22 protein-coding genes and 1 other RNA gene are annotated in these 23,703 nt (G+C 64.6%); 19 read left to right on the forward strand and 4 right to left on the reverse strand.

Features of this window, described 5'->3' with window-relative positions; translation table 11 throughout:
• The first annotated feature begins 132 nt into the window (after positions 1–132).
• Positions 133–1,086 carry an EamA family transporter RarD gene (gene rarD, locus ASD80_RS05875; RefSeq protein WP_056230302.1) on the forward strand — a complete coding sequence of 318 codons (954 nt, stop codon included), beginning with the start codon at positions 133–135 and terminating at the stop codon, positions 1,084–1,086.
• Here rarD and ASD80_RS05880 read toward each other — a convergent pair.
• Positions 1,073–1,975: a hydrogen peroxide-inducible genes activator gene (locus tag ASD80_RS05880; protein WP_056230306.1), complete on the reverse strand. Its 903-nt coding sequence runs from the start codon at positions 1,973–1,975 to the stop codon at positions 1,073–1,075. The genes rarD and ASD80_RS05880 overlap by 14 nt on opposite strands.
• Positions 1,976–2,068: 93 nt before the next feature.
• Here ASD80_RS05880 and katG point away from each other — a divergent pair, with 93 nt between their 5' ends.
• The 13 genes from katG (at position 2,069) to ASD80_RS05940 (ending at position 14,407) form a co-directional block, all read left to right on the forward strand.
• Positions 2,069–4,276, forward strand: a complete 2,208-nt coding sequence (katG, locus tag ASD80_RS05885; protein WP_056230309.1) for a catalase/peroxidase HPI — start codon at positions 2,069–2,071, stop codon at positions 4,274–4,276.
• 219 nt (positions 4,277–4,495) lie between these two features.
• Positions 4,496–5,629 carry a DUF2336 domain-containing protein gene (locus tag ASD80_RS05890; RefSeq protein ID WP_056230312.1) on the forward strand — a complete coding sequence of 378 codons (1,134 nt, stop codon included), beginning with the start codon at positions 4,496–4,498 and terminating at the stop codon, positions 5,627–5,629.
• Between the two features lie 303 nt (positions 5,630–5,932).
• Complete coding sequence (locus ASD80_RS05895) at positions 5,933–6,883, forward strand: ArsR/SmtB family transcription factor (protein ID WP_056230315.1); 951 nt, start codon at positions 5,933–5,935, stop codon at positions 6,881–6,883.
• A gap of 12 nt (positions 6,884–6,895) precedes the next feature.
• A complete protein-coding gene (gene metF, locus ASD80_RS05900; protein WP_056230318.1) occupies positions 6,896–7,813 on the forward strand; it encodes a methylenetetrahydrofolate reductase [NAD(P)H] in 918 nt (305 codons plus the stop codon).
• A gap of 193 nt (positions 7,814–8,006) precedes the next feature.
• Positions 8,007–8,801: a hypothetical protein gene (locus ASD80_RS05905; protein ID WP_056230319.1), complete on the forward strand. Its 795-nt coding sequence runs from the start codon at positions 8,007–8,009 to the stop codon at positions 8,799–8,801.
• 122 nt (positions 8,802–8,923) lie between these two features.
• Positions 8,924–9,676 carry a TerB family tellurite resistance protein gene (locus ASD80_RS05910; protein ID WP_244488946.1) on the forward strand — a complete coding sequence of 251 codons (753 nt, stop codon included), beginning with the start codon at positions 8,924–8,926 and terminating at the stop codon, positions 9,674–9,676.
• Between the two features lie 32 nt (positions 9,677–9,708).
• Positions 9,709–10,094, forward strand: an RNA gene (gene rnpB / locus ASD80_RS06030) — RNase P RNA component class A.
• A gap of 143 nt (positions 10,095–10,237) precedes the next feature.
• Complete coding sequence (locus tag ASD80_RS05915) at positions 10,238–11,221, forward strand: IS1595 family transposase (protein WP_056230379.1); 984 nt, start codon at positions 10,238–10,240, stop codon at positions 11,219–11,221.
• A gap of 242 nt (positions 11,222–11,463) precedes the next feature.
• Positions 11,464–11,748, forward strand: a complete 285-nt coding sequence (locus tag ASD80_RS18440; RefSeq protein ID WP_082555090.1) for a DUF3892 domain-containing protein — start codon at positions 11,464–11,466, stop codon at positions 11,746–11,748.
• Between the two features lie 137 nt (positions 11,749–11,885).
• Complete coding sequence (locus tag ASD80_RS05925; protein WP_056230325.1) at positions 11,886–12,380, forward strand: hypothetical protein; 495 nt, start codon at positions 11,886–11,888, stop codon at positions 12,378–12,380.
• A 248-nt stretch (positions 12,381–12,628) separates the two neighbouring features.
• Positions 12,629–13,054 (forward strand): hypothetical protein, encoded by a 426-nt coding sequence (locus ASD80_RS05930; RefSeq protein WP_156460351.1) that lies wholly within the window; start codon positions 12,629–12,631, stop codon positions 13,052–13,054.
• A gap of 4 nt (positions 13,055–13,058) precedes the next feature.
• Complete coding sequence (locus ASD80_RS05935; protein WP_056230330.1) at positions 13,059–13,295, forward strand: helix-turn-helix transcriptional regulator; 237 nt, start codon at positions 13,059–13,061, stop codon at positions 13,293–13,295.
• Positions 13,296–13,378: 83 nt separating this feature from the next.
• On the forward strand, positions 13,379–14,407 hold the full coding sequence (locus ASD80_RS05940) for an NAD(P)-dependent alcohol dehydrogenase (protein ID WP_056230334.1): 1,029 nt from the start codon (positions 13,379–13,381) through the stop codon (positions 14,405–14,407).
• On the opposite strand, the gene ASD80_RS05945 is transcribed toward ASD80_RS05940, so the two are convergent.
• From ASD80_RS05945 to ASD80_RS05955, 3 genes are read right to left on the reverse strand one after another with little or no spacing between them, the layout of a single operon-like run.
• Positions 14,356–15,393: a histidine kinase dimerization/phosphoacceptor domain -containing protein gene (locus tag ASD80_RS05945; RefSeq protein WP_056230336.1), complete on the reverse strand. Its 1,038-nt coding sequence runs from the start codon at positions 15,391–15,393 to the stop codon at positions 14,356–14,358. The genes ASD80_RS05940 and ASD80_RS05945 overlap by 52 nt on opposite strands.
• A gap of 1 nt (position 15,394) precedes the next feature.
• Entirely contained in the window at positions 15,395–15,841 is a 447-nt protein-coding gene (locus ASD80_RS05950; RefSeq protein WP_056230338.1) for a response regulator, read from the reverse strand.
• The gene (locus tag ASD80_RS05955) at positions 15,838–17,331 is read right to left on the reverse strand and encodes a sensor histidine kinase (RefSeq protein ID WP_244488947.1); all 1,494 of its coding nucleotides are present in this window, start codon (positions 17,329–17,331) and stop codon (positions 15,838–15,840) included. Before ASD80_RS05955 ends, ASD80_RS05950 begins: the two co-directional genes overlap by 4 nt.
• A 218-nt stretch (positions 17,332–17,549) precedes the next feature.
• On the opposite strand from ASD80_RS05955, the gene rsmH reads away from it, so the two are divergent.
• The 5 genes from rsmH (at position 17,550) to ASD80_RS05980 (ending at position 23,678) form a co-directional block, all read left to right on the forward strand.
• On the forward strand, positions 17,550–18,551 hold the full coding sequence (rsmH, locus tag ASD80_RS05960; protein ID WP_056230344.1) for a 16S rRNA (cytosine(1402)-N(4))-methyltransferase RsmH: 1,002 nt from the start codon (positions 17,550–17,552) through the stop codon (positions 18,549–18,551).
• The gene (locus tag ASD80_RS05965; protein ID WP_056230347.1) at positions 18,548–18,931 is read left to right on the forward strand and encodes a hypothetical protein; all 384 of its coding nucleotides are present in this window, start codon (positions 18,548–18,550) and stop codon (positions 18,929–18,931) included. Before rsmH ends, ASD80_RS05965 begins: the two co-directional genes overlap by 4 nt.
• On the forward strand, positions 18,931–20,640 hold the full coding sequence (locus tag ASD80_RS05970; protein ID WP_056230350.1) for a peptidoglycan D,D-transpeptidase FtsI family protein: 1,710 nt from the start codon (positions 18,931–18,933) through the stop codon (positions 20,638–20,640). The genes ASD80_RS05965 and ASD80_RS05970 overlap by 1 nt, the downstream gene beginning before the upstream one ends.
• A 24-nt stretch (positions 20,641–20,664) precedes the next feature.
• A complete protein-coding gene (locus ASD80_RS05975) occupies positions 20,665–22,107 on the forward strand; it encodes a UDP-N-acetylmuramoyl-L-alanyl-D-glutamate--2,6-diaminopimelate ligase (RefSeq protein ID WP_082555092.1) in 1,443 nt (480 codons plus the stop codon).
• A gap of 179 nt (positions 22,108–22,286) precedes the next feature.
• On the forward strand, positions 22,287–23,678 hold the full coding sequence (locus ASD80_RS05980) for a UDP-N-acetylmuramoyl-tripeptide--D-alanyl-D-alanine ligase (RefSeq protein ID WP_056230353.1): 1,392 nt from the start codon (positions 22,287–22,289) through the stop codon (positions 23,676–23,678).
• Positions 23,679–23,703 lie beyond the last annotated feature (25 nt).

The following is a 23,703-nucleotide window of genomic DNA, read 5'->3' on the forward strand; positions in this document are numbered from 1 at the left end:
CGATGGGGAAAAGGTTGGCGGCACCCATCAGCTTTGCAAGGTGGCGGGATCACAAAGTCTGATTGGCCGGATCGGAGCCGGACTGGTATCAGGAGACTTTCAGGCATCCCGTCCGGGATGCGGAGTTTTTCTATGTCCCTTCCAGAATCCGCACCGGAGGCCATTGTGCCGGCCGAGGTGTCCGCTCCGTCCCAGCCGGCTGCAAGCGATGGTCGCAACGGTGTACTGGCGGCTTTGGCCGCCTATACGCTGTGGGGCTTCCTGCCGCTGCTGTTCCGCGCGGTCGAGGCTGCCGGCTCGGTGCTGATCGTGGCCGAGCGCACGGTGTGGTCGCTGGTGCTGCTGGCGGGCATCCTGGCATTCTCGGGCGGCTTCGGGGAGGTACGCACGCTGTTTGCCGACAGGAAGCGCGTGCTTGGCACGCTGCTTTCCGCCGTTTTGCTCGCAGGCAACTGGCTGCTCTATGTGTGGGCGGTGGAAACCGGGCAGGTGCTGGAAGCCAGCTTCGGCTATTTCATCAATCCGCTGGTCAATGTGCTGATGGGCATGATCCTGCTCGGCGAGCGGCAGAACCGGCTGCAGACCATTTCCATCCTGATCGCCGTGGTGGCCATCGGCATCCAGGCGGTGGGGCTGGGCAGCGTGCCGTTCATTGCGCTGGGGCTGGCGCTGTCCTTCGGGTTTTACGGTTATTTCCGCAAGACGGCCCATCTCGGGCCGGCGACGGGCCTGTTTGCCGAAACGGTGATGCTGACCCCGGCGGCCTTGGGCTTCATCCTCTATACGGTCATCGCCACCGGCCCCGGCGTTCATGCCGATCCCTACCTCATGACGCTGATGGTGCTAACCGGGCCGGCGACGGCGATTCCGTTGCTGCTGTTCGCCTTTGCGGTGCGCCGGCTGCGGCTGACCACGATCGGCATGTTCCAGTATATCGCGCCGTCGATCCAGTTCCTGGTGGCGATCTTCCTGTTTGGCGAGCACCTCAACGGGCTGCGCCTGTTGAGCTTCGCGCTGATCTGGGTGTCGCTGATGGTGTTCAGCTATGACAGTTTCCGGCGCCGGGCGCAGCCTAAGTCGCGGTAGCTGGCCGCGTCCCTTTGATCACTTCGGCGATCTTTTCGAAGGTCTTGCCGAATGGGGTCGCCTCGCGCCAGACCAGCGACAGGCGCCGGCCGGCGCCGGGGGAGACCAGGTCGTGGATGGCGATGCGCGGATCGGTGGCCTCCTTGCGCAGGGCGATGGCGGGCAGCAGCGTCACGCCCTGGCCGTTGGCGACGAATTCGACAATGGTCGACAGCGAGGTGGCGGCAAAGGTGCGGCCGGCGGGATCGCTGTCGAGCCGGCAGGCGGCGATGGTCTGGTCGCGAAAGCAGTGGCCCTCGTCGAGCAGCAGGATGCGCTCGGGGGCGAGGCTCGCCAGCGAGACCGGCGCGGCGGTGGGCTCGATGCTGCTGGTGGCCAGCACGAAGGGATCGTCGAATAGCGGGCGGCTGACCAGCCTGGGGCCGCCGGCAGGCGCCTCGGTGCCGATCAGCACCACGTCGAGGCTGCCATCGCCCAGCCCGGCGATCAGCGCGTCGGTGCGGTTTTCGCTGATGGTGAAATCGAGGCCGGGTAGGCCGGCTGTGAGCGCCGGGAAAATCTCGGGCAGCAGATAGGGTGCGACCGTGGGTATCAGCCCGAAGCGGAGGGGCCGGTCGGGCTGGCCGGCATGGCCGAGCACAAAGGCATCGAGGGTTTCGGCGCGCTCGATGACCCCGGCGGCCAGGCCGACAAATTCCCGGCCGAACGGGGTGAGGCGGATGCCGCTGCGCAGGCGGTCGAATAGCGGGGTGCCGCACAGGGCCTCCAGCGCCAGGATTTGCTGCGACAGGGCGGGCTGGGACACCGCACAGGCTTCCGCCGCCCGCCCGAAATGGCCAGTGCGGGAGACGGCAAGGGCATACCGCATCTGCTTGAGGGATATGTTCACGATAATTTTTTCCTATCGAATAGGGAAGAATTATCGATTGGCCTAATGGTTGTCACCCCCCTATAAGGCGGGCAGCAGCAACAGGAGCCCTCCATGGACGACAAGATTTCCCCCGATCCGCAAGCCGCCGCCTCGGCCGGCAAGTGCCCGGTGGATCACGGTAAATCGGCGGGTCGCAGCAACCGCGACTGGTGGCCCAACCAGCTCGATCTTTCGGTGCTGCACCAGCATTCGACCCTGTCCAACCCGATGGGCGAAGCCTTCGACTATGCTGCCGCGTTCAATGCGCTCGACCTCGATGCGCTCAAGGCCGACCTGCGGGCGCTGATGACGGATTCGCAGGATTGGTGGCCGGCCGATTTCGGGCATTACGGCCCGCTTTTCGTGCGCATGGCCTGGCACAGCGCCGGCACCTATCGCGTGGCCGATGGCCGTGGCGGCGGGGGTGGCGGCCAGCAGCGGTTCGCGCCGCTCAATTCGTGGCCGGACAATGTCAATCTGGACAAGGCGCGGCGCCTGCTGTGGCCGCTCAAGCAGAAATACGGCTCGGCCATTTCCTGGGCCGACCTGATGATCCTCACCGGCAATGTCGCGCTCGAATCCATGGGCTTCAAGACCTTCGGCTTTGCCGGCGGTCGCGTCGATACCTGGGAGCCGGAGCTCGATATCTACTGGGGCAAGGAAGGCGAGTGGCTGGCCGACGAGCGTTATACCGGCGACCGCGACCTCGACGATCCGTTGGCGGCGGTGCAGATGGGCCTGATCTACGTCAATCCCGAAGGACCGAACGGCAATCCGGACCCGCTGGCTTCGGCCCGCGACATCCGCGACACCTTTGCCCGCATGGCGATGAATGACGAGGAAACCGTAGCGCTGATCGCCGGTGGCCATACCTTCGGCAAGACGCATGGCGCGGGCGACGCGGCCAATGTCGGGGCCGAGCCGGAAGCGGCCGGCATCGAGGCGCAGGGCCTGGGCTGGGAAAACACGTTCGGCACCGGCAAGGGTGGCGACACGATCGGCAGCGGGCTCGAAGTCACCTGGACCTCGACGCCGACCAAATGGAGCAACAACTTCTTCTGGAACCTGCTCGGCTATGAGTGGGAGCTGACCAAGAGCCCGGCGGGCGCGCATCAGTGGACGCCCAAGCATGGCATGGGCGCCAATTCCATTCCCGATGCGCATGACCCGTCCAAGCGCCATGCGCCGACCATGCTGACCTCGGATATCGCGCTGCGGGTCGATCCGGAATATGAGAAAATCTCGCGCCGCTTCTTCGAGAATCCGGACCTCTTCGCCGACGCCTTCGCTCGTGCCTGGTTCAAGCTGACCCATCGCGACATGGGCCCCAAGGCCCGCTATCTCGGGCCGGAAGTGCCGGCGGAGGACCTGATCTGGCAGGACCCGATCCCGGCGCTCGACCACCAGGTGGTCGACGAGGCCGATGCGGCGGCGCTCAAGGCGAAAATCCTCGCCACGGGACTGTCGGTGGCCCAACTCGTCTCGACCGCCTGGGCGTCCGCCTCGACCTACCGTGCTTCGGACATGCGGGGCGGGGCCAATGGCGCGCGTATCCGCCTGGCGCCGCAGAAGGACTGGGACGTCAACAAGCCGACCCAGCTTGCCGACATCCTGGGTAAGCTCGAAGCCATCCAGGGTGAGTTCAATGCGGGCCAGGGTGACGGCAAGAAAGTGTCGTTGGCCGACCTGATCGTGCTGGCCGGCAGCGCGGGCGTCGAAAAGGCGGCCAAGGATGCCGGGCTCGATATCACCGTGCCCTTCACGCCGGGCCGCATGGATGCCTTGGCGGAGCAGACCGACGGCGATTCCTTCGCGCCGCTCGAACCGACGGCCGATGGCTTCCGCAACTATGCGCGCGGCCGGCAGCGCCTGTCGCTCGAAGCGGGGCTGATCGACAAGGCACAGTTGCTGGGGCTGACGGCGCCGGAACTGACCGTTCTGGTTGGCGGGCTGCGCGTATTGCGGGCCGGCGAGCCCGAGCATGGCGTATTCACCAACCGTCCGGAAGTGCTCAGCAACGACTTCTTCGTCAACCTGCTGGACATGGCCACGCAGTGGAAGCCGGCGGCTGAAGGCCCCGGCATCTATGAAGGCCGGGACCGGGCGAGTGGCGAACTCCGCTGGACGGCGACCCGCGCCGACCTGATCTTCGGCTCGCATTCGCAATTGCGGGCGCTGGCCGAAGTCTACGGCCAGTCCGATGCCGGCGAGAAGTTCGCCCGGGACTTCGTCTCCGCCTGGGTCAAGGTGATGAACGCCGACCGGTTCGACCTGAAGTAAGCCATTGGGACGCCATCATCCCTTCAAAATCGCACGATGTCGTTCCCGCCTGTGCCGGAATGACATCGTGGAAAATTGAAGGGATGGAATGCGTCCAAGCTAAACACTCCCCTCGATACAATTTGAATCAAATTCCCGCCCCGGCCTTCAGGGCCTGCAAGAAGGTGCCTGCGCATCGTCAGGCTCCAGATTTGCGGCAGAAGCCGGGAGAGCAGGCGAATGAACGAGCTTGATGAAGGCCAGCGGGCGTTTTCCAGTTTCCGTGTCCTGAATGGGGACGACGACAGCCACTCGGAACGCGAACAGTTGTTCCGCAACATGGCGCAGTTGTTCAGTTATGTGTCGGATCGCTGCGACGACGACCAGGTTGCCCAGTATGACGAAGTTCTGTGCCAGTTGGCCGAACTGGTGGAGGTCGAGGCCCGCGCCCATGTGGCCAAGCTGCTGGCGCCGTTGGCGCGGGCGCCGGGCACGGTGGTCGTCAAGCTTGCCAATGACGATATCGAGGTGGCCAAGCCCCTGCTCGAATTCTCCAATGTGCTCAGCGATGACGACCTGATCGACATTATCGGCCGCCAGAGCGAGGAGCATCGCCTCGCCATCGCCGGTCGTGCCAGCGTACCGGAGCGGGTGGGCGAGGCGATCGTCGAGCATGGCGATCGATCGTCCGTGGTGCGGCTGGTGCGCAATTCCAATGCCGAATTCGACAAGGCGACCCTGGAAAAGCTGGTGGAACGCGCCACGCGCGACGCCGAAATCGCCGCCGACCTGCGCAACCGCCCCGAGATCGACTGGAAGAGCCTGCGTGGCGAAATCGACTCGGTGGCCTCCAAGGTGCTGGAGACGCTTGGCCAGGTGGACCGTGGCCTCGACCCGGTGGCTGCCGGCAAGGTCAATGCCGTGGTCTACAACCGCCTGCGCAACCGCGCCGGGTTCTCGGCCACCGAGTGGAAGGTGGCCTATAACCAGGTCAAGGCGCTGAGCGACCGCAAGCAGCTCGATGATCGGGCACTGACCCGCTTTGCCCGCTTCGGCTATGGCCATCACGCCGCCGCCGCGCTGACCGTCATCCTGCATGTGGCGCCGGAAGTCTTCGTCAAATGGCTGGCCAGCCAGGATTATGTGGCGATCACCGTGGCTCTCAAGGCCGCCGGCCTGTCGCCCGACCTGTTCGAGGCCACCGTCGCCACCTTGCCCTGGCGCGACCTGCCGAGCGAGGCCGACAAGGCCATGGTGGTCAGCCGCTTCGAAGCCATCGACAAGGAAGAAGCCATTGGCATCTTCGAGCTGTGGCGCGCCCACTCCTTTCGCAAACGTGCGGTCAGCGAAGAACGTGCTGCGATGAGCGCTTAGGGGACACCGTCTTCCTGCTCATTCAGGATTCGGCACCTATCGCGGGTGAAACCCAATCTCTCCCACCCACAATCGCCTCCCTCGGGCTCGACCCGAGGGTCTCTCGTCGCCTGTGCCGAGTTGAGAGTGACCCGCGGATCAAGTCCGCGGGAAGCGCCGGTGGGTGTTGATGCCGTCGTGGACCGCCAAGTTGGATCGATACCCACAGCAGGGCTGACTATCAATTGGCCCTGGCACGCCAGAAGCCTCTGGACCTCCCCTTCGTCTTGATATAAAGATATCTTTATATCTCGTGAGGGGCAGATGGCCGAGCTGGACGAACTGGTAAGCGTACTCAAGGCGGCGGGGGAGGGAACCCGGCTGCGCCTGCTGGCGCTGTTGGCCGATGGCGATCATTCGGTCAAGGACCTGACCGAAATCCTCAAGCAGAGCCAGCCGCGGGTGTCGCGGCATCTGAAGCTCCTGGCCGATGCCGGGCTCATCGAGCGCAATGCCGAAGGCGCCTGGGCCTATTATGGGCTGGCGCAGGATGGGCATGGCGCGGCTTTGGCCGAATGGCTGATCGAGCGGGTGGACGATCGTGATGCCGAGCGCCGGCGGGATGTCGAGCGGCAGCAGGCCGTGCGGGCGAACCAGCAGGCGCGGGCGGGCGAATATTTCGCCAAGGTTGCCGGTAGCTGGGACCTGCTCAAAACGCTGCATGTGCCCGAAGAGGCGGTGGAAGCTGCCGTCGTGGCGGCGCTGGGCGGGCGGCATGTGGAGACGCTGATCGACCTGGGTACCGGCACGGGGCGCATGCTCGAAGTGCTGGCCGGCTCCTACAAGCGCGGCATCGGCATCGATTCGAGTCGCGAAATGCTGGCCGTGGCCCGCTCGCGGCTGGCGACAGCAGGCATCACCCATGCGCAGGTGCGGCTGGGCGATATCGGCGATGTCGATCTGGCCGCCGGGCCGGCCGACGTCATCGTCATCCACCAGGTGCTGCATTATTTCGACGATCCGGGCCGCATGCTGGCGCAGGCGAGACGCCTGCTGAAGCCGGGCGGGGAAATGATCATCGTCGATTTCGCCCCGCACGATCTCGAATTCCTGCGCAGCGAGCACGCCCATCGGCGGCTCGGCCTGTCGCAGTTGCAGATGAGCGGCTGGGCCGCGACGGCCGGCCTCGAGGTCGAGGCGGTGCGCGAATTTCCCGGCGAGAGCAGTGAACGTGGGCTGACGGTCTGCCTGTGGCGCCTCAGCGACAAGACTTGAACGGATAGACCGATGCTCGACGACAACCTTCGCGCCAGCCGCCAGACCGCCCACGAACGGCCGGAGCTGCAAATCTCCTTTGAATTCTTCCCACCCAAGACCGACGTCATGGAGGAAAAATTCTGGGATACGGTGCACAAGCTGGCTCCGCTGAAGCCGCGTTTCGTCTCGGTCACCTATGGCGCGGGCGGCTCCACCCGCGAGCGGACGCTGCGCATGGTCCGCCGGATCAAAGCCGAGACCGGTGTCGATGCCGCGGCGCACCTGACCTGCGTCGGGGCGACGCGCGATGAGGTCGATGCCGTGGTGCGCGGCTATCAGCAGGCCGGCATCAACCGCATCGTGGCTTTGCGCGGCGATCCACCCGAGGGTGTCGGCCAGCCTTTCGTGCCGCATCCGGAGGGCTACCAGAACGCGGCCGATCTGGTGGGCGGGCTGCGCCGTATCGGCAATTTCGATATCTCCGTCGCCGCTTATCCCGAAAAGCATCCGCAGAGCGCCGACTGGCGCAGCGAGATCGACAATCTCAAGCGCAAGCTCGATGCCGGGGCCGACCGGGCCATCACCCAGATGTTCTTTTCCAACCCGGACTACCTGCGCTATCTCGAACGCGCTCGCGCCGCCGGCATCACCGCGCCGATTGTGCCGGGTATCCAGCCGATCCACAGCTTCAAGCAGATTGCCAGTTTCGCGGCACGCTGCGGCACCGCCATTCCCGCCTGGCTGGCCGAGCGCTTCGACGGGCTCGACGAAGATCCCGAAACCCATGCCCTGGTGGCCGCAGCGGTGGCCGCCGAGCAGGTGACGGAACTGGTGGATGAAGGCGTGACCGAATTTCACATCTATACCCACAACCGCTCGCCGCTGGCGCTGGCGTTGGGTCGGATATTGGGGCGGCGGCACGAAGCGGAGGCTGTTAACGCCGCCTGATTTTAACCTTGCGTTCACCATGATCTGGTGCCATTGGCTCTCGGCCCGCGCGGCTGGGAGCTGAAATTGCGTCATTCAGCTTCGGTTCAGCTTGCGGGTTTCATTGCTGGCACCGTGCGCCGTTTCACAAAATGGCCACGAAAATCCGGCTCTTTCGCCCGCTGAGGGCGGAGCAAATCGGGACGTCAAGACCATGAGCATCGACCGTCGCATCACCAATGGCCTGGCCTGGGCCGGTGTCATTCTCGTCGTCGGCGTTCCGACGGCTGACCTGCTGTCGGCACAGTTCACGGGCAATTCGGCTACGCCTGCTCCGGCGCAGGTGGCCGTCATCGAGCCTGTCGCGCCCACACCGGCGCCGCTGAGCCAGCGCCCTGCCGCGCCTGTTGCCGCGCCCGCGACCGAGGTTGCCGTGGTGGCGCCGGTCGTCAAGCCCGTCGCAATTCCCGCAGTCGTCAAACCTGCGGTGACGCCGGCCGCCGAGACGGCCGATGCGGTCGATGCCTTCCTGCAGTCGGGCCGCGCGCTGCCCAGTTATATTACCGGTGCCGAGGCGCCCGCCGCGCCGAGCCAGGTCGCAGCAACGCCGCCGGGCCGCACGCCGATCGTCACGCCGACCGAGCAGGTCGATCCGGTCGAGGTTGCAGCCATCCCACCCCAGAAGATCGCCCCGGTGCCGATGCCGCTATCGATGCGGCCGCAGCCGGTGGCCGTGGCGCTGGTGCGGGATCCGGTCGTGATTCCGCCCGGACTGACGCCGGCCTCACCGGCGGGTGCCGTGCGGCCGCCGGCCAATGTCACCGCCGCCGATCTGGACGACTGGGAAACCGGTCCACTGTCCGATTTCCTGGCGCAGCGCCAGGCGGGCAATGCCTATTTCGCGCCGACTTACGACGCGGATGGCTTCTTTCTCGATCAGGGCCCGAACCGCTCGCGTGCCCGCGTCATCGCGCGGGAAGAAGCGCCGTTCTTACTCTTCGCCGATTGAGGGAAGGCGGCCATGCGCCGCCGACAATGGACCTCCCGGCAAGCAGCCGTTATCGTGCGCCTCCTGATCGGGCAGGCGATGCGCTCGATTCCCTCACAAAGGCGCAGCCGGTAGTCAATTGCATGCGCAAGCCTGAAGAGAAAATCGACATGTGGCAGAGATTGAGCGACTTCGTCGGCTCGTTCGGCCAGCGCACGGGCCTGGCGGGATCGCTGGTCAATGCGCTCGACCCAGACACCTGGCTGCCGGGTGGGCGCGACGCCGCCTTCACCCTGGCGCTGATCGCCCTCGCCGCCAAGATGGCGGTGGCGGATGGCGCGGTGACCGCTTCGGAGGAGCGCGCCTTCCGCGCCACGGTGGAAATCGCCCATGGGCACGAGGAGCAGATCATCCGCGTATTCAACCTGGCCAAGCAGGATATCGCCGGCTACGACGCCTATGCCCGCAAGGTCACGCGCTTCTTCGCCGACAGCCCCGATACGCTCGAGCATGTGCTCGACAGCCTGTTCTACATCGCTACGGCCGACGGCATGGTGCATGAGGCCGAACTCGATTACCTCAAGAATGTCAGCGACATCTTCGGCTTCGACGACATGCGCTTCGAGCAGATGGCCAGCCAGCATGTGCGGCTGGAAGCGGGGGTTGATCCCTATGCCGTTCTGGGCCTGGCGCCCAATGCCGATCCGGATGAAATCCGCCGCGTCTATCGCTCGCTGGTGGCCGAGCACCATCCCGACCGGCTGATCGCCAAGGGCGTGCCCGAGGATCTGATCGACGTGGCGACGGCCCGGATGAAGGCGATCAACCTCGCCTACCAGGCGCTGACCAAGCCGCGGCAGACGCCGCTGCTGACCGCCGATCCCGCGGGCGCTTGACGCGGGGCCATCCAATTCTCTACATCAGCCGGCCAGTTGACCGGGTGACCGCTGGCAGTGGGGTAACCTGCTGCTGGAGGAAAGTCCGGGCTCCATCGAAACACGGTGCCGGCTAACGGCCGGCGGGGGCGACCCCAGGGAAAGTGCCACAGAAAGCAAACCGCTTTGCTTCGGCAGAGCAAGGGTGAAAGGGTGCGGTAAGAGCGCACCGGGCGTCTGGCAACAGAAGCCGCACGGTAAACCCCACCGGGAGCAAGACCAAATAGGGATGACGCGGGGCTTCGGCCCCAGCCTGTTTCGAGGCCAGATCATCCGGGTTGGTTGCACGAGCGCGCTGGTAACAGCCGCCATAGATGAATGGTCACCACGTCGCGGCAACGCGGCCCTACAGAACCCGGCTTATAGGTCAACTGGCGTTAAATATGCCGCCGATCTCCAGAAATGGAGGTCGGCGGCGCCATTTCGGGTGGTCGAGCCCGCATACCAGGTCGGGTCTTTTCGACATTATATACTTGACGTACCACGCTCGTTTATGGCACAAATGAGCCGTAGGAGCTGATGATGCTTGACCTTGCGAACCCGATCTACCAGAACGCCGACGCCGCCCGCGAGCACTTGGAGACGATCCAGTGGCCGCACGGTCCGGTTTGTCCTCACTGTGGCAACGTAGATGCGGCTCGGATCACCAAGCTCGCTGGCAAGTCCACCCGCCCCGGCGTCTACAAGTGCAAGGAATGCCGCAAGCCCTTCTCTGTAACCGTTGGCACCGTGTTTGAGCGCTCGCATATCCCGCTGCACAAATGGGTTGCTGCAACGCATCTGATGGCCGCCAGCAAGAAGGGCATTTCTGCCCACCAGATGCACCGCATGCTTGGCGTGACCTACAAGACCGCTTGGTTCATGGAACACCGCATCCGCGAAGCCATGGCCGTTTCGCCCAAGGATCGCGGCCCGATGGGCGGCCCCGGAAAGACGGTCGAGGCCGACGAAACCTATTGGGGTGCCAAGGACGATCAGACCCCGCCGCCGCGCCGCAAGGCCGAAGGCCCGCGCACCACCAAGCCAAAGCCCGGCTTCTACAAGCGCACCATCATGGCGCTGGTGGAACGTGGCGGCGAAGTCCGTTCATTCCACGTCGAGACGGCCAATATCCAGACCGTCAAGGACGTCCTGTTCCGCAACGTTGACCGCAAGTCCGCGCTCTACACCGATCAGGCCCAGTTCTATAAGCAGCCGGGCAAGGACTTCGATACCCACCGTTCGGTCAACCACTCCAAGGACGAATGGGTCCGTTGGGAGAATGGTCGTCAGGTCCATACCAACACCATTGAGAACGTGTTCTCGGTGTTCAAGCGCGGCATGCGCGGCACCTATCAGCATTGCGGCGAAGCGCATCTGCACCGCTATCTGGCTGAGTTTGACTTCCGCTACAACCGCCGCTCGGCCGTTGGCATTGAGGATAACGAGCGCCACGCCCTGCTGCTGGCTGCCATCCGTGGCAAGCGCCTCACCTATCGGCGGATTGGTGAAGCCAGTTTCGCCTAAGCAGAAGATCAAACGCCTGAAGCGCGCTTGGAAGAAACAAAAGCAGAACCGCTAGTGTGGATAAGTCACTAGCACTTGGTAGACAGACCCGACTCAGCGGAAAAGAGAAGGCGCAGGTGGTCTAGACCTGCGCCTTTTGACTGCAACCCCGCCGGAAGGGCTTGGCAACAGTTGACACTCATTTGTCCCACTGACTCGGGCAAACCGTCAAGCGCCTTCCGGCTCACATTTTGGAGCCGATTATGGCCGATATACCCACATTCCAAGTTACCTGTCACAAGCCGGACAACGCCGACCACGATAGGCGCCTACAGGGCCTGGGTGGCCCTGGCGGCGGCGGCTGGTACCGATCTATCGATGTTCTGATCCAACTTATCGAGAATGAAGAAAACCGCTTCTGGACGGTAGACCAGGGCGACAACTCCGTTTGGATCGAAGTTCATAAACGCAACGGTCGCAAATACCTCAAGACCCAGAGTGATGGGGTGGAGCCGAATAACCTCCTGGCACTCCCGGAGTGTCCGTAGAACCGTCCGGCGCAATGTGCCCGCCCTTCCCTGGCTTTCGCTTGGGGAGGGCGCCATGCGGCTTCGGCGGTGTCTTGAGCATGCGCCGCAAAATCTCGTCCCGCTGCTTTTCGTCGTCGTCTTTTTGAGGTTCTGACATGTTTCCGCAACGATTTGAGTCCCAGGAGCAAGCCGACCGCTCCTACATTGCTTGCGGCATGATAGCGGTCAACTGGGGCGGCATAGAGGGCGCGCTAGAGGCTTTTATCATCCTTTTGCGCTCACGGCATCGCGCCGAACTTCGTAATGGCTTCCCAGTCTCTTTTTCCAAGAAGGCGGAAGAGGCCAAGAGCCGAATGGGAAGGGAGCCGACGCTGGCGGATGAACGCAACCTGCTATCCCTTCAAGTTACCAAAGCTAAGCCGCTGCATCGCATTCGCGTTCACGTTACGCACGGCACATTCCAAGGTATGCGCTTGGACGGAACGCTCGCCTTCGGCGTTTCGGATATGGCCCGCGGATACAGTTACATTGAACACAAATACACACCCGAACAACTAACCGATCACGCCCGTGAAATGTCAGACCTCGGGCGCGAGATGATCGATTTGTTCGGCAACGTCCGGAAGAAGCTGGCGAGCGAACAAAGCTAGCACTTCCTTTGCAGCTACCTCGCCGCTCCAGTCCTTATCTTCCTCACTATCGCGCCTACGGATTATTTTCGCCGCTTCCTTCAGTAGGGGTTTGAGCACTTCTGCGCCGGCCTGTCCCACGAATCATGCCCTCCCGGTCCTTGGTACGTCAAGTATATAATGTCGGGTCTTTTCGACACTATGTATGAAATAATTGACAATACGTCGGCTTTCCCGTACTCGTGCTCCCAGCAATGATGGAGCTGACCGTGACCTTCAAGGAAATGAATGCAGGCGTGATGCTGCTGAGTGCGGTGGTGATTTCGGCATGGGTGCTGATGGGCGCCCTTGGCGATCCCGGGGCCACGGTGCCTGAGGTGGCGAGCCGGCTCGGCTGGGCCATAGTGGCGTCGGTGGTGTTCAATATGGTGGCGATGATCGTCTTCACCATTCTGGTCAGCATCGTGCAGGGGCAGGAGCTGAAGGATGAGCGGGCCGACGAACGCGATCATGCCGTGGGCGCGCGGGCCATGCGCAATGCCTACATTGTCGCTTCGGCGGGCGGGGCTGCTGCGATATTCCTCTGGGCCTTCGGCCTCGATTTCGCCTTGGGCATCTATGTGCTGTTCGGCGCACTGATGCTGGCCGGGGCCACCGATGCGGTTTCGCGCCTCTATTACTACCGGACGAACTGACCCCATGGGCAAGGGACAGCCGGCGATCAGCAATAGCATTCGGACCTTGCGTTTCCATGCCGGGGAAATGACACAGGCGGCCCTGGCCGAGAAGGTGGGCGTGACGCGCCAGACCATCGTGGCCATCGAGCAGGGCCGATATTCGCCGTCGCTGGAAGTGGCCTTCCGCATCGCGGCGGCGTTCGGGGTGCCGCTCGAACAGGTATTTGCATGGGAAGGGTCGGCCCAGGGGCAGGGCTGACGCCATCGGGTTTCACGACGCAACGACAAGAGCTGCCGCGAGCGGACCTCGCCGGCTATCGGGAACGCATGGGAGAATGGACGATGAGACAGGTGACGCAGAGCCGCTATGGCAAGCCCGAAGTGCTCGAAATTCGCGACGTGCCCAGGCCGACGCCGCGGGAGCACGAGGTGCTGGTCCGGGTGGAAGCCTTCAGCGTTACGCTGGCCGACTGCGCCTTCCGCAAGGCGGATCCGTTCATGGTCCGGCTTTTCTCCGGGCTGGTGTGGCCGAAGAACCTGGTGCTGGGCGACGATATCGGTGGCGTGGTCGAGGCGGTGGGCGCGAAGGTCAGGCGGTTTGCGGTGGGCGATGCGGTGTTCGGCTCGGTCGGCTCCGGCCTGGGCGGGGCGGCGGACTATGTATGCCTCGCGGAGGACCAGGCGATCGTTCGCCGGCCCGACGGGCTCGATGCGGGGCAGGGCGCGGGCCTGAGCTATGGCTTTCTCACCGCCATGCCCTTCATTCGCGACGAGGCGGAGGTGAAACGGGGCGACAGGGTGCTGGTCAACGGCGCGGCGAGCAGCATCGGCGTCGTGGCGGTGCAACTGGCCAGGTATTTCGGGGCGGAGGTGACGGCGGTATGCAGTGCCCGCCATACCGATCTGATGCGCTCTTTGGGGGCGGATCGCGTCATCGACCGGACCGGGACGGATTTCACTGTGGCGCGCGATGCCTATGACGTGATCTTCGATGCGGTGGGCAAATCGAGCTTCGGGCGCTGCAAGGCGGCGCTCAGGCCGGGCGGGCGCTACCTGACCACGGTGCCGAGCCTGGCTATCGTCTGGCACATGCTGACGAAACGAAAGCCGGGCAAGACCGGCAGGCTGGCGACGACCGGGTTACGGCCGGTGGCTGCCAAGCTCAAGGATATGGATGTGCTTGTCGGCCTGGTGGAAACCGGGGCCGTGCGGGCGGTGACCGACCGGCGCTTTCCGCTGGCCGATGTCGCCGAGGCGCATCGCTATGTCGAGGCGGGGCGCAAGGCCGGCGACGTCGTGGTCGAGATGATCGATGCGGATCAGGCGGTGAAACGAAGCGAGACCTTGGTGCCGCCGCCGGCGCTGCCATAGGCGACCCTGGCGCCGAGACTGTGCGCCATCGCCTTGACGATGCGGCTGCCGAGCCCGGTGCCTTGCGGCTTGCCGGTGCCGTCCCAGCCGATGCCGTCATCCTCGACGCTGAGGTCGATGGTTTCACCCTCGCCTCGCGACATCAGGATGCGCACTTCGCCGCGGGCCTGGTCGGCATAGGCGTACTTGATGGCATTGGTGACCAGTTCGGTCACGACCACGCCGATGGATGCCGCCTTCTCAGTGGGGATGGCGAAGTTTTCAACACTCACCAGGATGCGGGAATCGTTGCCGGCTGCCTGCATGGTCGCTTCGAGCTCGGCGGCCAGGCTGTGCAAATAGTCCCCGATATGGACCGAGCGCACGTCATCTGACGTGTAGAGGTGGCGGTGGACCCCGGCAATGGCCTGGATGCGTACCTGCGTTTCGGCCAGGGCGCCCCTGGCCTCTTCATTGTCGACGGCATTGGCCTGCAGGCCGACCAGGGCGGCGACCATGGCCAGGCTGTTGGCGACTCGGTGGTTGACTTCGCCCAGCAGCATTTCGGCGCGCTCGCGGGCCTCGCGCATTTCGCGCTCGGCCAGGACCTTGGCCCGGCTCAACCGCAGCAGTTCCACGGCCTGCCCGATGGCGGTGCAGAGCAATTCGAGAAAGTCGCTGTCGACGGTCTTGAGCACATAGTCCGCTGCCCCGGCCTTGAGCGCGGCGACGGCGACGGCGGTTTCTGCCGTGCCCGTCACGTAGACCACGGCCGGCGGATCCTGGATGCCGACCATCTGCGCCAGCACATCGAGCCCGGTGCCGGCGGGCAGGTAATGGTCGAGGGCCACGATATCGATGCCGCCCTGGCGGATGCGCGCCAGGCCATCCTCGCCATTGCTGGCATGCTCGAAAAAATAGCCGCGCCGCTCCAGCGCCTTCTGCACCAGTCGGGCAAGGCCGGCATCGTCATCGACATAAAGAACGCGTGGCGTCCGGTTGGGCATGTCAGTCGGCTTCCGGAACCTGCATTACCGAGAAGAACAGGCCAAGCTGGCGGATGGCATTGGCGAAGCCATCATAGTCCACCGGCTTGGTGATATAGACGTTGGCGCCGAGGTCGTAGCAGCGCTGGATTTCGCGCTGGTCGTCGGTCGTGGTGAGAACAACCACCGGCGAGCGGCGAGTATGCTCGTTGCCCTTGACCTTTTCGAGGATGTCGACGCCCGTCATGTCGGGCAGATTGAGGTCGAGCAGCACCAGCAATTGCCTGCCCCTGTTGACTATGCCGCTGCCATCGGGGCCCATCAGGAAGGCCAGGGCATCGGTGCCGTTGGCAAAGGGAATGATCTCGTTGGAGACACCGGCGCGGCGGATGTTCTTCTCGATGAGGCGCGCATGCCCCTCGTCGTCCTCGATCATGATGATGGTTACGGGCTTGCCGTCATTGCTCATTTGCCTTGGCTCCCTAGATAGCTGCGCAGGTCGCGCGGCAGGGTAATAATGAATGTCGTGCCTGCATCCGGTTCGGAGCGCAGGGTGATGTCGCCGCCCAGGCTGCGAACCATGGTTCGCACATGGGCGAGGCCGATGCCCTCGCCCGGCTGGGTCTGGGTGCCGGCGCGGCGGAACAGTTCGAAGACGCGCTCGTGGTCGGAGGCGGCAATACCGCGGCCGTTATCCTCGATCTCGATTTCGATCCGGTTACCCGATGCCTGCCGAGCCCGTACTACAATGTTCAGCGGCCGGCCGGGTTGCTGATATTTGACGGCGTTGTCGAGCAGGTTGCCCAGGATTTGTTCCAGCGACAGCCGGTCCGAGGTGATGCGGGGCACTTGCACATCGACGGTCGCCGCGCCGCCGCTTTCGCCGATCTGGTGCTGTACGCTGGCTACGGTGGCCGCGATGATATCGCTCAGGTTCAGCGCCTCGGCCTTGAGCTGACGCCGGCCTTCGCGCGAAATCTTGAGGATGGCGTTGATCAGGCTGTCCATCTTGCGGGTGGCGGCCCGGATAAAGGTGATGGCTTCGGGCAAGTCCTCGGTCGCGGCCAGCCGGGCCTCGGCAAATTGCGGATCGTCGTTTTCGGGGCGGTCCTTCATATAGTCGGAGAGCTGGCCGACGCTGGTTTCCAGCTCGCTGGTAAAGCCCATGATATTGACCAGCGGCGCCCGCAGGTCGTGCGTCACGATATAGGCGAAGCGCTGGATTTCCTCGTTGGCGCGGCCGAGTTCGGACGTGCGTTCGCGCACGCGCTCCTCAAGGCCGGCATTGGCCTGGTCGACCGCGTGTCGGGCATTGGCCAGTTCCCTGGTATAGGCCATGACGGTCCAGGCAGAGCCGCCAACCACCGCGAAGATCACGAAGGCGCCGATAACGGTCACCCAGCGCAGGGCAGTGGCGGCGTCGCGCTGGCTGGCAACGCCGGTGCTGAGGCGATCGTCGGCGGCCTTGATGAGCGCATCGAAAAACACGCGCGAGCGGTCCATCGCCGCCTTGCCGCCGTCGGTATCGACCACGGCGAGCGCGTCATCGATCCGCCCGGCCCGGGCCAGCTCGATGGTGTGTTCCATTTCCGCCAGCTTGAAGTCGATATCGGTGCGCAAGGCGGCCAGCGGTTCGGCGGCCTGGGGGTAGGGCGCCAGCACCGTTTTCAACTCCGAAAACTGGGCCTCAACCGTTTGCAGCGCCGCCGCATAGGGTTCGAGATAGGCCTCGTCCTGCGTCAGCAGGAAACCGCGCTGCCCGGTTTCGGCGTCCTGCAGGGCCGTGCGCAGGTCCACCGTCACCGTGCGCGCGTCACGCGCCTCAACCACTTCGTTGAAGTAGACCTGGGTGCGCTCGACCAGCCAGATGGTGGTGCCGACAATGCCGGCCAGGGCCAGAAAGCCAACCACCAGCAGAGCGACAGTCGAGCGTACGAAGGCGTTCGATGAAATGGGCAATGCGCGGGCTCCCCTCGTCATATGTTCATGGCCGGAACCCGACGGTCCCGCAATATGCAAATATTAATAGCGGCCGATTTTATGCCGCGGTTTTGCACCGGAGCCCGCAAATCCGCCGCCAAACCGCTAATGGGAAACAGAATCTTAAGCGTCGTGACGCAATGTGCGGGGAAGTTTACGAACCGGCTTGATAGGCCGGGAGTGGAGTAGTGGCCTTTATGGGCAAGCGTTCCGTGCCCGAAACCAGCCAGAATACTGGCTCGCACGTTCCTGTCCTGCTGGACGAGGTTCTTGCGGCTTTGTCCCCGCTCGCCGGCAAGCGTATCGTCGATGGCACGTTCGGCGCAGGTGGCTATTCGCGCGCCCTGCTCGAAGCCGGCGCCGTGGTCATCGCCATCGATCGCGACCCCACCGTCACACCCTATGCCGATGCGCTGATGGCCGAATTCGAAGGCCGTTTCATCTTCGTCGCCGGCACGTTTTCCGAGCTCGACAGCCTGGCCGCCGAGCATGGTCCGATCCATGGCGTGGTGCTCGATATCGGCGTCTCCTCCATGCAGCTCGACCAGCCCGAGCGCGGCTTCTCCTTCATGCGCGAAGGTCCGCTCGACATGCGGATGAGCGGGGCGGGCGAAAGCGCCGCCGACCTGGTCAACACCCTCGATGCCGAGCCGCTGGCCAACCTGCTTTACGCCTTCGGCGAGGAACGCAAGTCACGCCGTATCGCCCAGTTCATCGTCGCGGCGCGGGAGACCGCGCCGATCGAGACGACGCTGGAACTGGCGCGCATCATCGAAAAGGCCATCGGCCGCAAGCCGGGCGATGCTCATCCGGCGACCCGCTCGTTCCAGGCCCTGCGCATCGCCGTCAATGCCGAGTTCGAGCAACTGGTGGAGGCCCTGTTCGCTGCCGAACGGCTGCTCACCGAAGGCGGGCGGTTGGCCGTGGTCACCTTCCACTCGCTGGAAGATCGCATCGTCAAGCGCTTCTTCGACCCCGACAAGGGCGGTCCGGCGCAGTCCCGGCATCTGCCGCAGGTGGTGGGCGAAGACCGGCGCTGGGTCGAGGTCGCCAAGGCGCAGAAACCCGGCGAGGCCGAGCTCGGCCGCAATCCGCGCGCGCGCTCGTCCATCCTGCGCGCCGCCACGCGCTCGGCTGCCGCGGCGCGGCCAGTGCGCTTCGACGGTCTCGGCGTTCCCCAGGTGCGGGGCGCTGCATGATCCGCAACCTCAACATCATCCTGATCTTCACCAGCGCGCTGATGCTGGCCGGGGTGTATGCCCTCAAATTCTCCATCGAGAACACCGCCAGCATCCGCACAGCCCTCATTGCCGAGATCGACAGCCAGGAAGGCCAGCTCTCGCTGGTCAAGGCCGACGAGGCGGTGCTGAGCCAGCCCGGCCATATCGAGCCGATCGTTCGCCGCCATGAAATGGCCCTGGCCCTCGCGCCGGTGAAGCAGGAGCAGTTCGGCGCCTTTGCCGATCTGCCGATGCGCCCGGCCAAGCCCAATACGGCGGCCATGGACTCCCTGTTCGAATCCCTGGCGGCGGGCGTCGACCCGATCGACGCCATCCTCGAGCTGGAGGGGATTGAATAATGGCCATCGCCACCGAAGATTTCGGCCCCACCATCTCGCTCGACGGTGCCCGCAAGGTGCGCGGCAACCTCACGCAGGCGCGCATCCGCTGGATGGTGCTGGCGCTGGTGCTGGGCTTCGGTCTGGTCGCGGGCCGGCTGGTGCAACTGGGCATGGTGGTGCAGGATTCCACCATCGAAGGGCAGGCGCGCGATGTCATCACCGCGACGCGGCCGCCTATTCTCGACCGTAACGGGCTCGAAATGGCCGTCGATATCCGCGTGCCGTCGCTGTTTGCCGAACCGCGCCGCATCATCGATGTCGAGGAAGCCGTGCGGAAGCTGCGCACCGTGCTGCCCGAACTCGACGAGGCCTGGCTGCGCAACAGGCTGACCGGCGACAAGGGCTTCGTCTGGGTGGAGCGGGAGCTGAGCCCCGCCATCCAGGAAAAAGTCATGCGCCTGGGCATTCCGGGCATCGACTTCATCACCGAATCCAAGCGCTTCTATCCCGGCATGACCGAGGCCAGCCACATCCTGGGGTCGACCAATATCGACAATCAGGGCATTTCCGGCATCGAGAACCACATGGATGGCGAAAACGTCGCCCTGCTGCAGGATCTGGGCCTGGCGCGGGGCAATGCGCTGGCGCCGGTCGAGCTCAGCGTCGACATGCGTGTGCAGCATGTCATGCACGAACAACTCGTCGATGCCATGACGCGCTACCAGGCCATCGCCGCGGCCGGGGTGATGATGGATATCCATACCGGCGAAATCATCGCGCTGGCCTCGCTGCCCGATTTCGATCCCAACGATCCGGCGACCGCCTTGGTCAAGGACAGCTTCAACCGCATCACGGCGGGCATTTTCGAGCCCGGCTCGATTTTCAAGACCGTCACCATGGCGGCGGCGCTGGATAGCGGCGCGGTGACCATCAATGACCAGTTCGACGCGCGTTTCGGCATTCGCTTCGGCCGCTTCACCATCGACGACTTCCATGGCAAGCACCGCATTTTGAGCCTGCCGGAAGTCTATAAATACTCCTCCAATATCGGCACGATCCGCGTCATGCAGGCCATGGGCAAGGATGCGTTCCGCGCGTTCCTCAGCACGGTGGGGTTCGACCAACGCGTGCCGTTCGAGCTGCCGGAAATGCGGCTGCCGACCGTGCCCAAGGAGTTTTCGGATGTCGGCGCCGCCACGGCCTCGTTCGGCCATGGCCTGTCGGTGTCGCCGCTGCACATGGTCACGGCCTATGCCGCCTTCGTCAACGGCGGCAACTATATCGCCCCGACCCTCTACAAGCGCGACCTTGCCGAGGCCGAGGCGCTGTACCGTCGCGTGCTGAAGCCCGAGACGAGTGCGGAGATCCGCTATCTGATGCGGCTCAATGCGCTCGAAGGCTCCGGCTCGCAGATGAACAAGGAAGCCCTGGGCTATCGCGTCGGCGGCAAGACCGGCACGGCCGAAAAGGTGGTCGATGGCCGCTATTCGTCCAACAAGGTCACCAACTTCTTCGGCTCGGCCTTCCCGCTCGATAATCCGCGCTACGCCATGATCATCATGGTGGACGAGCCCAAGCTGGAAAATGCGCAATCGGGCACCACCGCCGGCTGGAATGCCGGCATGGTGACCGGCCGCATCGTGCAGCGCGTCGCGCCCATGCTCGGCATCGCCCCTGATTTCTCCGAGATTCTGGACCAGAATCTCGTTCCATCCGTCCTCAGATAGATTGATCCAGAAGGATTCATCGCCGTGTCACTCAGCGTAACACAACTGCTCGAAGGCTCCGGCGCCCGCCCCAAAAAGGGCCTGGGTGCCGTATTCGGCCTCAATTCCGACAGCCGCCGGATCGAGCCTGGCGACATCTTCTTCGCCCTGCCCGGCGCCAATGTGCATGGCAACCAGTTCGTGCCCGACGCAGTCAAGCGCGGCGCACTGGCCGTCATCAGCGACACGGCGCCGGTGGGCGATCCGGGCGTGCCGGTCATCATCGTCAAGGATGTCCGGGCCTCCTATGCCCGCGCCGCCTCGCGCATCTTCGAGCCGCAGCCGGAAATCACGGTGGCGGTCACCGGCACCAACGGCAAGACCTCTGTCGCCGCCTTCGTGCGCCAGATCTGGCAATATGCCGGCATTGCCGGCGCCAGCGTCGGCACGCTGGGGGTGGATACGGCGACGCGCCATATCGATGGCAGCCTCACCACCCCGGATTCGCGCACGCTGCATCAGTCGATGCGCGCGCTCAAGGCCCAGGGCATCAACCATGTGGCGCTCGAAGCCTCCAGCCACGGGCTCGACCAGCGCCGGCTCGACGGCATCCATTTCGAGGCCGTCGCCTTCACCAATCTCAGTCGCGACCATCTCGACTATCACGCCGACATGGACGCCTATCGCAACGCCAAGCTGCGCCTGTTCACCGACCTACTGGTCGATGGCGGGGCGGCGATCGTCAATGTCGACGATCCCGAATACGAGCCCTTCATGTTCGCAGCGCTCGGCGCCAGCGCCACGCTGCTGACCGTGGGTCGCGAGGGCGCCTATATCGAGGTGCTCGGCATCAAGCCCGAGGGCTATGGTCAGCGCGTCGAGGTTCGGCATGTCGGCGAAAAGCTCAGCTTCCACCTGCCGCTGACCGGCGAGTTCCAGGTTTCCAACGCCATCGTGGCGGCGGCTCTGGCCATGTCGAGCGGCGTCGACAAGGCCCAGGCCTTTCCCGCGCTCAGCGAATTGGTGGGCGCCAAGGGGCGGCTGGAACTGGTCGCCGAGCACAATGGCGCGGCGGTGTTCATCGACTATTCGCACACGCCCGATGCGCTCAAGACGGCGCTGGAAGCCCTGCGGCCCTATGCAACCAACAAGCTGACCGTGGTTTTCGGCTGCGGCGGCGACCGCGACAAGGGCAAGCGCCCCCAAATGGGCACAATCGCCAGCGAGCTTGCCGACAATGTGATCGTGACCGACGACAATCCGCGTACCGAGAATGCCGCCACCATCCGTGCGGAAATCCTCGCGGCGGCCAAGGGCGCCCGCGAAATCGGCGACCGCAAAGCGGCGATCACCGAGGCGGTCAAGGGGCTCAAATCCGGCGATGTCCTGCTCGTCGCCGGCAAGGGGCACGAGGACTACCAGATCGTCGGCACGACGAAGACGCATTTCTCCGACCACGAAGTGGTGGCGGAGGCGATCAAGGGGTAGGCGATCATGGGGTTGTTTGTGTTGGGCGGCATCTGGGCGCGAACGACGACCCCCACCCCCGACCCCTCCCCTCAAGGGGGAGGGGAGGATCCTACCGCCGGATTGAGTGTTCAGCCCCTCCTCCCCCTTGAGGGGAGGGCCGGGGAGCGGGTCCGCCAGTCAAGCTGCAGAGCTCTCGCATGACCCATCCCCTCTACACCCTCTCCGACATCCTCGCTGCCACCGGCGGCGCGAGCGGCCTCGATCCCGCCACGCCCATCAATTCCATCTCCATCGACTCCCGCGAGCTGGGTCCCGATGCCTTGTTTGTCGCCATCAAGGGCGACCGCTTCGACGGGCATGATTTCGTCGACACGGCGCTGGCAAACGGCGCCAGCGCCGCCCTGGTCGGCCGGGGCGAGGGTGAGGGCCGTATAGTGGTTTCCGATGCTCTTGCGGGCCTCCGCGACCTTGCCCGTGCCGCCCGCACCCGCAGCCGGGCTTTCGTGGTCGGCGTCACCGGCAGCGTCGGCAAGACCACGACCAAGGAGGCCATCCGCGTCGTATTCGAGGCGGCCGGCGCCACCCATGCCTCGATCAGGAGCTTCAACAATCACTGGGGCGTGCCGCTGATGCTGGCGCGCCTCCCCCAGCAGGCGCAGTTCGGCGTGTTCGAGATGGGCATGAGCGCGCCGGACGAAATCAGGCCACTGGCGCAACTGGTCCGGCCGCATGTCGCCGTCATCACGACCATCGCGCCCGCGCATCTGGAGGCCTTTGGCTCGCTCGACGGCATTGCCCGCGCCAAGGCGGAAATCTTTGCCGGGCTGGAGCCGGGCGGCACCGCGCTCCTCAATGCCGACCATGCCCAGCTCGGCGTGCTGCTCGACGAAGCCAATGCCGCTGGCATTACCAACATCGTCACCTATGGCGAGGCACGCGGCGCCGACTGGCGCATCGTCGATGTCGAAACCGCCGCCGACCGCAGCTTTGCCACCATCGAGCATCAGGGCGTGCGCCACGCATTGGTGCTCAGCGTACCGGGCCGCCACATGGTCGCCAATGCCACGGCGGCGCTGGCCGTGGCCCATCGGGCGGGCGTCGAGCCCGACGTGGCCCTGCGGGCGCTGGCCGGGTTCGGGGCGCAGCCGGGCCGGGGCGAGCGGCGCCTGCTCGGCCCATCCGACCGGCCGCTGCTGTTGATCGACGAAAGCTACAATGCCAATACGGCCTCGATGACCGCGGCCCTCGATGTGTTTGCCGCGCAGACGGCGCCGGGTGGTCGCAAGATGCTCATCCTGGGCGACATGCTCGAACTGGGTCCGCAATCGGGGAGCCTGCATGCCAGCCTGATGCCGGCCGTCATCGCTTCGGGCGCGGAGCGGGTCTATCTGGTCGGGCCGGCCATGGCCGCCCTGGCTGAGGCACTGGGCGCGGCCGGCGTTGCCGCCCATGCACGGACGGCCGCAGAGATGGGGGACATCGTGCTCAACGATCTTGCCTATGGTGACGCTGTTATGGTCAAAGGCTCCAATGGCGTGGGGCTTGCTGATATCGTCGACAGAATACGCAAGCAGTTTGAAGACAACTGACCCCAGCCAACGAGGACCCTCCGTT

This window comes from Devosia sp. Root635 (genome assembly GCF_001427605.1).
Classification (GTDB): Bacteria; Pseudomonadota; Alphaproteobacteria; order Rhizobiales; family Devosiaceae; genus Devosia.